Origin of the sequence: Roseiconus nitratireducens (genome assembly GCF_008629675.1) — a bacterium.
In the GTDB taxonomy this organism is placed as follows: domain Bacteria; phylum Planctomycetota; class Planctomycetia; order Pirellulales; family Pirellulaceae; genus Stieleria; species Stieleria nitratireducens.
On record NZ_VWOX01000009.1, the window covers coordinates 148,546 to 160,616 of the forward strand.

General features: G+C 60.3%; 6 protein-coding genes. 4 read left to right on the forward strand and 2 right to left on the reverse strand.

Features of this window, described 5'->3' with window-relative positions:
- Nucleotides 1-14 precede the first annotated feature (14 nt).
- The 4 genes from FYK55_RS16445 to FYK55_RS16460 all read left to right on the forward strand — a co-directional run bounded on the left by FYK55_RS16445 (nucleotide 15) and on the right by FYK55_RS16460 (nucleotide 7,410).
- Nucleotides 15-662 carry an RNA polymerase sigma factor gene (locus tag FYK55_RS16445; protein WP_150077526.1) on the forward strand — a complete coding sequence of 216 codons (648 nt, stop codon included), beginning with the start codon at nucleotides 15-17 and terminating at the stop codon, nucleotides 660-662.
- Nucleotides 659-4,300, forward strand: coding sequence for a WD40 repeat domain-containing serine/threonine protein kinase (locus tag FYK55_RS16450; RefSeq protein WP_161604559.1), 3,642 nt, complete (start codon nucleotides 659-661; stop codon nucleotides 4,298-4,300). The genes FYK55_RS16445 and FYK55_RS16450 overlap by 4 nt, the downstream gene beginning before the upstream one ends.
- 295 nt (nucleotides 4,301-4,595) lie before the next feature.
- The gene (locus FYK55_RS16455; RefSeq protein ID WP_161604560.1) at nucleotides 4,596-6,059 is read left to right on the forward strand and encodes a two-component system sensor histidine kinase NtrB; all 1,464 of its coding nucleotides are present in this window, start codon (nucleotides 4,596-4,598) and stop codon (nucleotides 6,057-6,059) included.
- The gene (locus FYK55_RS16460) at nucleotides 6,052-7,410 is read left to right on the forward strand and encodes a sigma-54-dependent transcriptional regulator (RefSeq protein ID WP_150077529.1); all 1,359 of its coding nucleotides are present in this window, start codon (nucleotides 6,052-6,054) and stop codon (nucleotides 7,408-7,410) included. Before FYK55_RS16455 ends, FYK55_RS16460 begins: the two co-directional genes overlap by 8 nt.
- Before the next feature lie 64 nt (nucleotides 7,411-7,474).
- Here FYK55_RS16460 and FYK55_RS16465 read toward each other — a convergent pair whose 3' ends face one another.
- Both FYK55_RS16465 and FYK55_RS16470 read right to left on the reverse strand, forming a co-directional pair.
- On the reverse strand, nucleotides 7,475-7,963 hold the full coding sequence (locus FYK55_RS16465; protein ID WP_150077530.1) for a PTS sugar transporter subunit IIA: 489 nt from the start codon (nucleotides 7,961-7,963) through the stop codon (nucleotides 7,475-7,477).
- Nucleotides 7,964-8,249: 286 nt separating this feature from the next.
- A complete protein-coding gene (locus FYK55_RS16470) occupies nucleotides 8,250-11,972 on the reverse strand; it encodes a PDZ domain-containing protein (protein WP_150077531.1) in 3,723 nt (1,240 codons plus the stop codon).
- Nucleotides 11,973-12,071 lie beyond the last annotated feature (99 nt).

Here is a 12,071-nt window from a genome sequence, read left to right on the forward strand (position 1 = left end):
TGGGCAAAGCCTTCATGTCAGCAGTGTTTTCCCCTTCCGACGACGATTTGCTTGCTGCGGCCCTTCGGGGCGACCGCACCGCCCTGGCGACGCTGATGAATCGATCCCGGGAACGGCTGGAACGGATTGTCGAGTTGCGGATGGACCAGGCGTTGCAGGGGCGGGTCGACCCGGCGGACATTGTTCAGGAAACGTTCGTCGCGGCCTTGGATCGGTTTGCCGCCTACCGCGATAAGGATTCTCCCTACCCGTTCTTCCTGTGGTTAAGATTGGAGACGTTGCAAAAGCTGGTCGACGTGCACCGGTTCCACCTGGGCACCAAGATGCGTTCGGCCTACGGCGAAGTCTCTCTTCACGGCGGGGCTCCCCCGGTCGATTCCGCGTCGATGGCGGGACAACTGATCGGTCGGGCATCCACGGCCAGCGGCGTGGTGATGCGGGCTGAATTGAGCCTGATGGTCGAGAAAGCGCTCAATGACATGAGCGTGGAAGACCGTGAGATGTTGGCGCTGCGTCATTTCGAGGAACTGACCAATTCCGAGACGGCGGCGGTTTTGGGCATTTCACCGACCGCAGCATGCAACCGTCATGTCCGCGCGCTGAAAAGATTACGATCCGTTTTTCAGTCGCTGCCGGATGGCCTGGACGGATTGTGGCCATGAAAGACGGAAACCAGGAAACCGAAGTCGCCGATCCGTTGGGAAGAATCGTCGACACGTTCACCGATGAATGTCGACAAGGGAAACATCCCTCCATCGAAGACTACGCTGAACGGTATCCCGAGCACGCCTCCGAGATCCGCGACTTGTTTCCCGCGTTGGCGGTGATGCAGAAGGTCAAGCCCGGTCGCTCGACCAGTTCGGAGATGCGATCAGATTCGATCGGTCACACGGACGTCGAAGGGGAATACAGTTCAGACCGTGACCTGGATGATTACCGGATCATTCGCGAAGTCGGCCGGGGCGGAATGGGAATCGTCTATGAAGCCCAGCAGCGGTCGCTGCATCGCCGTGTTGCACTCAAGATCCTTTCGCATGCGCCCGGCCATCGCTCCAAACAATTGCGCCGATTTGAACGCGAAGCCCGATCCGCGGCGCGGCTGCACCACACCCACATCGTTCCGGTGTTTGGCATCGGCAGGCACGAGGATCGCGTTTTCTACGTCATGCAGTTCATCCGTGGTGCCGGGCTGGACCGGATCTTGGACGAACTGCGGCGTCTGGAAGGGATTGCACCGGATGCGAGCAACCCGTCCGGCCATGAATGCCGCGCGGACGCCTCAACCTCACTGGCGATTCGCACCCTGCTGGAAGACTCACAAGCGGGAAAGCACCCACCGCCCGAAGGCGATGAAGCGTCATCGCGGGCGAACGACCGACAATCTGGTCCGGAGCTCAGCGCCGACGGCGATGCCCCATCCGAGGCTTGTAGCGACACCCATGCGGACCCTGAAACGAGTGCGGGCCCTGAACTCGAACGGGGACTGAATCCGATCGGGCACCACGCGGATGCCTACTGGCGGCATGTCGCACGCATCGGCGCCGACGCAGCCGACGCCCTGCATCACGCGCACGTTAACGGCATCATTCACCGAGACGTCAAACCCAGCAACTTGATTTTGGACACCCAGGGCAACGTCTGGGTCACGGATTTCGGTTTGGCAAAATCAACGGACCAGCCAGATTTGACTCGGTCCGGTGACATCATTGGCACGCTGCGATACCTGCCGGTTGAAGCGTTCGAGGGGAAATCGGACGCACGATCGGATTTGTACTCGTTGGGTTTGACGCTCTACGAGATGCTGACGTTGCAACCGGCGTTCTGTGAATCCGACTCTCGTGTGCTGCTGCAGGCGATCAACAAGCACACCCCGCCTCGCGTCGACTCGCTCCGCCAAGACATCCCTCGCGATCTGGCGACGATCGTCCAGCGTGCCATCTGCAGGGATCCCGTCGACCGCTACCCGACGGCGGCGGCCCTGGCGGAAGACCTGCGACGATTCCTGCGAGATCAGCCGATCCTGGCCCAGCGTGAATCCCTCATCCAACAAACACGACGATGGGCACGACACAATCGCGGACTCGCACACGCGATGTTGGGGATCGCAACACTGTTGGTCCTGTTGGTCTGCGGCGCCACCGGGGCCGCGTTGTATTTTCAGGATCAAGAACAAGAGCAACGCAAGCTCCGCGCATCCGCGATCGCTTTGGCATCTAAGAATCAGCGTCTGGCGGAACGAAACCGGCTGGAGATGCTCAAGGCCCTCCGCGCTATCCAGACGCGGGACGCCGCGTGGGCTGAAGCGGAACAGCAACGCGATGCCAGTCGGCGGAACCTGTACCACGCGCAGATGACGTTGGCGCAACAGACATTGCCGGGACACCGCGGGATGCTTCGCAGCCGATTGCTGCTGGACGGCTGGCGACCAAACGCAGACGACGTCGATCTCCGCGGTTGGGAATGGTACTACCTTCAATCGCTTTGTCGTCGCGAAACGGCGCGTTTGGAGGGCCATACGATGCCGGTCATCTGCGTTGCCTACGACACCGACGGATCCCGATTGGCGTCGGGCTCTCGGGACGGCACCGCACGCCTGTGGGATAGCAAGTCTCGGGAATGCCTGCAGACGATCGAACCGCAAATGGGCGAAGTTTTTAGCGTGGCATGGAACCCGCCGAGTGAATTGGTAGCGATTGCGGCGGACGAAGGCGTCCTGGTCTGGGACGTCGCGAACCAATCGCCGGTCCACACGTTGAGAACGAGTAACTCGGTGTTTTGTTGTACGTTCTCGCCGGACGGGGGACTCCTGGCGATCGGCATTCGGGGCGGGCCGCTGGAACTGTGGGAGACGTCGACCTGGCAGCGGCAGCGTTCGATCGACGGCCACGTCGCCGATATCTACACCGAAGTGATCAGCTTCGACCCCACCGGAAAGCGACTGGCGGCGCCATCCGGAAAACGCGTCACCATCTGGAACGTCGAAAGCCGCGAGGTTGAAATGAACCTGGAAGACGTGGATTACGTTCAAGCGGCCGTGTTCAGTCCCGACGGAACCCAGATCGCTGCGGCCAGCCGCGACTCGATCGTCAAGATCTGGGACGTCTCATCCGGACAGCTGGCATCTCAGTTGTTCGGGCACACCCACGGTGTCGCGTCGGTCGCCTGGCACCCAACCGATGCCAAGCTGGCGTCTGCCGGCTGGGACGGAACCTGCCGGATCTGGGACCTGGAATCCCGTTTGCAATTGGGACAACCGCGGGGACACGATCGCCATGTGTTTTCCACCTGTTGGCATCCGTCCGGGTCCACATTGGCCAGCGGTGGCGACGATGACCTGGTCAAGCTTTGGCCGAACTCGCCGATCGAAGAGTTCCAAACGCTGGCGACCGAAGAGGACACCATCACGGCCATGCGAATCAGCAACGACGGGACGCTGATCGCCACAGCCTTGTCAACGGGACAAATCGTGCTTCGAGACGCCGCCACCGGCACCCCTCAGCAAATGTTTTCAGGCGATCCAGTGATTCTTGATTTGGCGCTCCGGCCAGACAACCAACGGCTCGCCACGATCAGCTCGAATGGCGGAATCACCATTTGGGACTTGACCGACGGCCGGTGCGACATCGATTTTCCGAAACAGACCGGCCGTGCTCACGCGATCGCTTGGAACGACGACGGCACCCGGTTGGTCTCCACGTACGCAAGCGGTGGCCTCACACTCTGGGACGCGGGCACGGGGGAACCGCTGCTCGTCGTTTCCGACGGCCAACCGAATTCCGACGGCCAACCGAATTCAGAGCAACGACGCGTCTCCCTGGGTGGAAGGTTCCGTTCGGCGGATGAGCTCACCGAAGCCCTTTCACGCCTTCCCACCGCCGGCGACGGTTTCCCCGAGCATATCTGGGTGAGTCCATCGGAGTTGATTGCCACCAGCGATTCGGCCCAATCGATTCGGATTCACGACCGAGCCACCGGGCAGGAGCGTTTTGTCTTGTCGGGGCACGGAGAACACATTGCGGACGTCCACGTCAGTCCGGATCAATCGCGGATTTTATCCGCCGACGCGCGCGGGACCCTGAAACTCTGGGACGCGGATTCGGGACGCGAAGTGTTCAGCTTGCAAAGTCCGGTCGGTGCCCTGCGTTCGGCTTTTTGGAGTCCCGACGGGACGCGGATCTTTGCGAATTGCGGCCCACGAATCCTGATCTGGGATGCGGCCCCGGGGTTCGCGTTTGAAAGCGACGCAGCGGACGACCGCCACAGCCCGCGTCGGCCCAAGCTCCCAACCCCGAGCAGGTAGCGACCGCCAGCGACAAAGTGCTGCACCGCATTGCAGCGAACGTGCAGCTTTTTGCAGCTCGGTCACCGTGGCGTGAGGGAGATCGCGTCGAAATTTCCGGCTCCCCCTTTCTCTCGGCTGTGCGATTCCTTGGCACCCGGTTTCACTGCCCTCGGTTTCACTGCCCCGCCTTATCATGGGCTGGTCTTGTGCGAGAATGGCGTCCTGGAGAGCCATTTCCGTGACGTCGGCAGGGTATCTCCCACTCCAGCGCCCTCCTTCGGGCGTTTCCCATTCTCGACCGGCCCGCTTATCGATGTTTCGCATCCAGTCGAACGATCCACCCAAGTCCTACCGCAGCGCGATCATTGGCCTGCTGTCGCTGAGCGTCGCGGCCTTGGCAATCACGGTCTGGGTGATGGTGGACTTTCTGGATGAGCAACGGATTGTGCAACAACTGATCCGAGACCTGCCGCCGGAATCTCAAGCGGCGGCCCAGACGCTGGCGGGGGAATTGCGTTGGCAATTTCGCCTGAGCATCCTGGTCCTGATCAATCTGGTTGCCACGGGGATTGCGGTGCTGCTGCTGTGGCGAGCGTATCAGACCACCCAGTATTCGCTGCGAGACTTCAAGGCGCAAGCCGGCGACATTCTCAGCAGCATGGACCAGGCGGTGATCACCACCGACTTGAACGGACAAATCACCAGTTTCAACGTCCGCGCGGTCGAGTTGCTGGGGTTGCAGGGAGACATGCTGGACAAGCCCCTTGCCGAACTGACGGATCAGATCGATTTGCGTGCCTTCCGACGGCGTGCCAACCAGCAGGGCGACACACCGTCCATCGAAGATTTCCATTTAACGGTGTTTGGCAGCCAACGTTGCTTGCGGACCTATTGCCAGCCACTCCGCGACATCGACAACGTGACGATCGGCAACGTGATTCAGCTCCGTGACGTGACCGAACAAATCCACGTCGAAAATCAAATGCGGCGAATGGAACGATTCATGGGATTGGGATCGCTGGCTGCCGGATTGCACCACGAGATCAAGAACCCGCTGGCGGCGTTGTCGTTGCACGTCCAATTGCTGGAAGAACAGTTGGAAGACCCGACCAATCGTGATGAAATCCAGTCAATGCTGCACGTGATCAAGACCGAGGTGTCTCGGGTGGGCAGCGTTCTGGAAGGGTTTCGCGACTTTGCGTCGGTCGGACGGTTGCACCACGACGCGGTCGACCTGAAATCGCTGGTCCAGCAACAAGTCGCGTTGATTCGACCGCGTGCGGAACAGCTGGGCGTCGAATTGAAGGTTCAGTACGGCCCAGGATCGCAAACGCAAGTCGTGCTGGACCGCGTGCGGATCGAACAAGTGTTGCTGAATTTGATGATCAACGCGTTGCAAGCGATGCCCAGCGGCGGCACGCTAACGATCCAGACCCAAGCCCTCGAATCGTCAGACGAACTTCGGTTGACGGTCAGCGACACCGGGGGCGGGATCCCGGAAAGTGCCCGTTCCCATATTTTTGATCCCTATTTCACCACCAAGAGCGACGGCACCGGAATGGGGCTGGCGTTATCGGACAAAATTGTTCGACAACATGGTGGAACCCTGGATTTCGAGACTTCCAGTTCGGGGACCACGTTTGAAATCACCTTGCCACGCGATGCCCGCAGTTCCGACAACGTCTTGGCGGCAGCCCAGCGCGTCGCCTCCGCGATGGACGAATCCGACTCCGAGTCCGACCAATTACTGACAGAGATTCATTACCCCGATGAGTGACGCCACGAGCCTGTTGATCGTTGATGACGAACCCCACATCCGTAGCGGCCTTGAAAAAGGTTTGGCCAAATCCGTCGAAGTGATTGATTCCGTCGGCGACGTCAATCACGCGCTGGATCTCTTCGAAAAGACCCACTACGACGTGGTCATCGCCGATGTCCGGCTGCCCGGAGACCGCGACGGACTGGACCTGGTTTCCCTGATCCATGACCGCAGCCCCCAAACGCTGGTGCTGGTCATCACCGCCCACGGCACCGTGGAAACCGCGGTGGATGCCATGCGGCGCGGCGCCTTCGACTTCATCACCAAACCGGTCGATCTGAATTTGATCCGGCAGCAGGTCCGCAAGGCACTCGATCACCAACGGTTGCAGAACGAGAACACATCGCTGAAGAGCCGGTTGGCCGATGCGGGCGTGATTTCCGAAATCATCGGCAATTGCACGATCATGCAGGAGCTGTTCCAACAGTTGCGGCAGGTGGCGGATACCGATGCGACCGTCATGATCCGTGGCGAAAGTGGAACCGGGAAAGAACTGATCGCCCGCGCCCTGCACGACCTGAGCAATCGGGGACGTGGACCGTTCATTGCCGTCAACCTGGGCGCGTTGCCGGAGTCCCTGCTGGAAAGCGAGCTATTCGGGCACGAAAAAGGTTCCTTCACCGGTGCCGCCCGTCAGAAACCGGGATGTTTCGAACAGGCCCGTGGCGGCACCCTTTTTCTGGACGAAATCACGGAAATCCCAGCCAAGAGCCAAGTGGACCTGCTGCGGGTTTTGGAAACCGGGCAGTTCAACCGGATCGGCGGTGAAGCCCTGCTCAGCTCCGACGCGCGGCTGGTCTCGGCCACCAATAAGGACCCGCTGGCGCTCATCGAAAACGGTTCGTTTCGGGAAGACCTGTACTATCGCCTGAACATCGTGCCGCTGCAGATCCCGCCCCTGCGGCAACGCCGTGATGACATCCCGCTGCTGGTCGAACATTTTGTCAATCATTTCTGCAACCGCCACCGACGCAACGTCAAACGATTTAGCGATGATGCGATGAAGCAGTTGATTGCGGCCAATTGGCCCGGCAATGTCCGACAACTTCGCAACGTCATCGAACGTCTGGTTGTCACCCATGTCGATGACTTCATCGATGTCGATAGCCTGCCGGCGGAACTCAGTCAGGGTCGCGGTGAAAATGGGTCGCCGATTCCGACGTTGGCCGAGACAACCGAGCACGCCGAGAAAGAAGCGATCCAGACCGCCCTGGCGGCGTGTGATTTTCATCGCGAACAAACCGCCAAAGCCCTCGGCATCAGTGTCCGGACGCTGCACTACAAGATGAGCCGCTACAACCTGCACTGACCGCGCCGGCGTCCGGACTGAAACGCCGGGCTAGAGAATCACATCCGATGGCCCGCCGCGGAGCTCAACCGTTGGCGTCCAAGTCTCGGAGGTGTTTCTCAATCATTCTGACACCGCCGGGCCGTTCGATGACCAGGGCCAAGGTGCAATCACGCATCAGCGAAAACAGTTTCTCCAGTAGCCGCCCGTGTTCCCGTCGCCGTGAAATCGGGGACAGCATCAAGAAAACGCATCGCGTCGGTTGGCCATCCAGCGCTCCCCAATCGCAACCCTTCAGAACACCGACCGCCCCCATCAACCTGGGCACCCGATGAGAACGGAGATGGGGAAAGGCGAAACCTTTGCCAATCGCCGAAGGCCCCAACTGCTCCCGCGCGCAGAGAATTTCAACAAAGTCGCGCGCATCGGATGTGCTGATGTGACCCTGGCGCGCCAGTCCCGCCAACAACGCCGTGAAAACCGCGCGCGGTTCCGCCAGATCCCCCAGTTCAAAGAAACAGGAAGGCGGAAAGACGTCGGTTAAACGAATGTCCGATGATTGCACCGTTTCCATCTAACGCTCCACTGCGTCAGAATCTTTTCGAATGATAGATAAGCCTGCCCTCGGTCGCGCCTCTTGGGCTTCTCTGGAGAGTGCAACTCCCGTACCCAAGCCAGCTCGCCCCCCTGCGAAACAACGCGTTTCTGTCACCGGCGGTCCGATGCGTAATCTTGCGGAGCGTTCGATTCGCGGAGCGCTGCACCAGACTGCACCGTCCGTGCAGCCCGCTGCAGCGTCGCGGACTCATGCCGCCGGGTGTGCCCGACAACTGGGACGCCAAAGGACGGCCGCAAGCCCGTCAGGGTTTCGCTGGCGCTAAGCGGATGTGGCGCACCAACTTCGATCCGTTGCGTTCAAGTTCCAGGATGACCAACCCTCCCGAATCTTCCGATCGCCTCACAATCTGTTCGACCTGCTGGACCGATGCGGCAGATTCCCAATTCACCCGGCGAAGTCGGTCACCAACGCGAATCCCAGCCCGCCATGCCGGACTGTCCGGATAGACGTACTTGATCACCCGGTTCGGATCATTCGCTGCCAGGCGGATCCCCAGAATCCACGAGGATGCATCCGGCACCACGGCTTGCGACGTCACAGGATCCGCCGCTCGGGCGGACGTGACCGACAAGAACCGCTGCCTGTTTGACTCTGCGTCAGGGCGGGATTCGGCAAAGACTGCCCCGTTGTTTGCCTCATCGCCTGTGGAAGCTGCGGCACGCACCAGCCCCCACTGGCCAGATTGCCCCTGCGGCTTGATGGTCAGATTGATCTGTGCCCGCAAAGTGCTTGAACCGAGGTCGAAGGCGACGTGCAGTTCGCGTAGCCAATCCAAAAAGGCGAATCTCCAGTGATCTGGGATCGACGTCACCTGGTAGACGCTGGGAACTTCCCAGGCCGTGCTGGCCCACAGCGGTTGGGCGCCCGACTTTCGCAAGACAAACTCCCCTCCGAGCGCACACTGCACATCCGCCCCCAGTATCTGTTGCAGCTCGTTCCGACCGACCCGTGGATCCAGATTGAACCAGCGCGAATAGTCGTTCAGGAAACTGGCATTCTGGGCGGACTTGTGGCGAGACGCCACGTAGGTGTAGGCCTGGATGTAGGGCTCGACCTGCGAACCTTCCAGCGATCGCATCCGCAATCTCACCTGGGTCGGGTTGGTGATCCGCTGTCGATTGATGCGTTGCAAAACCTGATCACGAATCTTGGAGTCGGTCGCGAACACCATCCAGCCGTCCGCGCTGTTCAAGTATCCGGATTGTTTGAGGATCTCGATCAGATCGGACCCCAGAGTCAAATTCCCCAACGCCCATCCCATCGAATAGAACACCTGTCCCGGCGTGGACGGAGGCGGAAAGAAGCGTCGCGGGGCAACGCGTTGCGGATCCGGCTGAGAAAAATCTCGTCCGAGCAACACAGACGCGAGCAGTCGAAACATTTCCGTACTGGCCGGTGACATCGCCGCATAAGTGTGGCCCTTGGCGTAGCTTTCATCCTTGTTCGCGTTGAGCAAGTCAATCTCGCCGTCGACAAGCTGGAACGGGGCCTGACCATCCCGCAGCCCGATACGCAACAAGTGGGCCGGAGAGCCGGGAGACTGTTGGATTGCTGTATCGACGCTCAGCAGATCACCGGACAACGGTGCAACGCGCATCGAACTGGCCGGAGCGAGGTGACGCTGCAACTTGGCATAGCGCTGCTGCGCGTACGGCGCCACGATGATCTCCAAATCGAATCGCTGGCGACCGGCGAACGCGGAGTCACGGCGAGAAAAGATCACGGTCACCGGATCGATCCGCTTCCATTGCCGATTGTAGCTCCGCAAGAAGGTTTGGTACGCCTGGACCTCGCTGGCGGTGACCCGGTCGACGGGCACGTCGCAGATCGGCAAGAAATTCCCCGAGACGCCTCGGAGTGAATCGACGTATCGTCCTTGTCGGAACATTGGGCGGCTTCCATCGGGCCGATCGGCAAACCCTTCCGGGAGGATGCCCTCGCGATAAATTGCCTGGTCGGGATCGCCATCCAACTTTTCATGCTCGGCAATCAACCGTGCCAGCTGATACGACTTCAACTCTTCGGCGGCATGCCGACGACGGGTCAGTTCGATGCGGAACTTGGGGCTCACCATTCGTTGAAAAAAGGGATCCGACAGGTACAGGAACCCGAAGGGATCGCGGTGCCCAACGGCTTTCTCACGTGCGAACTGAAACTCCTTCAGGTTTCCCAACGATCGCTCACCAAGCCCCGCTTCATAGAATCGGTTCAGCAGGTAGCTGGAGTTGGTCAGCAAATGGTACTCCCCATCCAACGCGTAGAATGATCGCAATCGATTGTCGCCGGTGGACAGGAAAGAACACAGCTGATTGGCGACCTGCACGCGTTTCTCGGTCGCATCGGGGTATTGTGTCTTCGCCTTGACCCGCTGTTGACCGATCGCATCCAGCAGAGCTTGGCGATGACGGGTGTGGAATAAGACTCCGACGGCCGCGCCCTCTTGAAACAATGGATCGCACCCGATCAATGCCATGTCGGAAATCAAGTCGTCAAAAGTTTCCGTGTCGATGTCCTGAAGAAACAAACCCAGCTGCGACTCGATCTTCGCGCGGGTGTCTCGTTTCAGCGAACTGGTGCTGACGATGTCCTCCAACGTCCCACCCCAACCAACCAGAAACTCGCGAACATCCAGGTAGTTGGCGAGGTTCCCGGTGCGAAGATAGAAGCACTCTTCAGGCACATGATTGGCGACGGGTTCAATTTGGACCGTTTGGCGGAAATGGGGAATCACCAGACTCTGCAGTCTCGGTTCATTTGGCAGGGGCCGGTCGGCCGGTTCGCGCCGCGTCGCCTGGTTCAGGTTGACGCGATCCTGCATCGCCAGCTTGACCGACTCGATTCCGAACAACATCCCGACCGCTCGTTCGAACTGGTTTTCCAGTTCCGATTGGTTCTCCGAGGAATCGGACGTGGCCGCCGGCCAGGGACCGGGCAGCGACAATCGTCGCGCAAGCATGTCCAACAAGACGCGATTCAACATCTTTTGCTCGTCGTCCAAGTGCCTGGGGACGCGGGAAAAGAGTTGCCACCAGTGCCGCAACAATTCGCTGCGTTGGCTGCGGTCATCGACCGGGTCGATCGTTTTGAAATCTGACGGCAGTCCATCAATCCCGCCGATCCAAATCTCCTTCGGCGGCCGATTCCGGAACAGTCCATAAGCGCGAACTTGATCGGCACGCCAGGACAAGGGTCTTTCGGACGATTCGTAACGGACGTCGAACGCACTGTAAAACAGTGGGTCACCGTTGCACTGCAGAAGCAAGGGTTGATCGGGATAGATGATGGGGCCCTGCCCCGGTTTGAATTGCAGTTCGAGCATGGCGATGCCGAACGGCGAACCGGAGTAGGCCTGAACGGCCGCGGAATCGAGCGTCACTTCCACGGGTTGATCGACGGCTGGCGTCGCCGCCAGGGACTCGTCTTCGATGGCGTTCCGGGGACCACGGCCGTCCGCGTCGAGCGGCTCCTGGCTGGGCAAGTCCTCGTCGACTTCCCCAACCGGCTGCGAAACGGATGCCGGTGGCGGAGTCTGCCGCTTTGCTTCGGGACCGTCCTCCCCGCGATTCGGCGCCTGCCCTCGAAGCCGGCGGGCAAACTCGTTCATCAATGCCGAGCGGACTTCGTCGCGTGACCGGCCGAATCGCTGCGCGAAGGACGCTTCCGATTCCACCCAGTGCGAAAGTTGGTCGTTGCTCAAATCCCGCAGCGCGTCCTCCATCGTCTGACTTTCGGCCGGGGGTTGCTCCCGATCCTGTTCCGGGCCGGCCGGCCCCGATGGAGTTGTTTCGGAACCGCCGTCGGGGTCACCCGGTAAAGCGGCGGGCCCGCCCGGTGGAGCGGCGTCGCCAGGCCGGAGACAGGTCGCGGCCAGAACCGCGAAAACCAGCGTCGCCCTGATGAGTGGCACACCCCAACGTGGTGTGCCGAGAATTGAGTCCAAACGACGGTCAGAAAGATGGAACATCGCCAACGCTCCGCGGGGTTCCGGTCAGGAGAAAAGCAGGCCTCTGAGCGTATCAGACAAGTTTTGCGTTCCGATCGACCGCCGAATCCAGAAAAACCT

Coding starts and splice junctions, on each gene's coding strand:
- FYK55_RS16445 (WP_150077526.1), top strand. CDS start 15: ATGTCAGCAGTGTTTTCCCCTTCCGACGACGATTTGCTTGCTGCGGCC.
- FYK55_RS16450 (WP_161604559.1), top strand. CDS start 659: ATGAAAGACGGAAACCAGGAAACCGAAGTCGCCGATCCGTTGGGAAGA.
- FYK55_RS16455 (WP_161604560.1), top strand. CDS start 4,596: ATGTTTCGCATCCAGTCGAACGATCCACCCAAGTCCTACCGCAGCGCG.
- FYK55_RS16460 (WP_150077529.1), top strand. CDS start 6,052: ATGAGTGACGCCACGAGCCTGTTGATCGTTGATGACGAACCCCACATC.
- FYK55_RS16465 (WP_150077530.1), bottom strand. CDS start 7,963: ATGGAAACGGTGCAATCATCGGACATTCGTTTAACCGACGTCTTTCCG.
- FYK55_RS16470 (WP_150077531.1), bottom strand. CDS start 11,972: ATGTTCCATCTTTCTGACCGTCGTTTGGACTCAATTCTCGGCACACCA.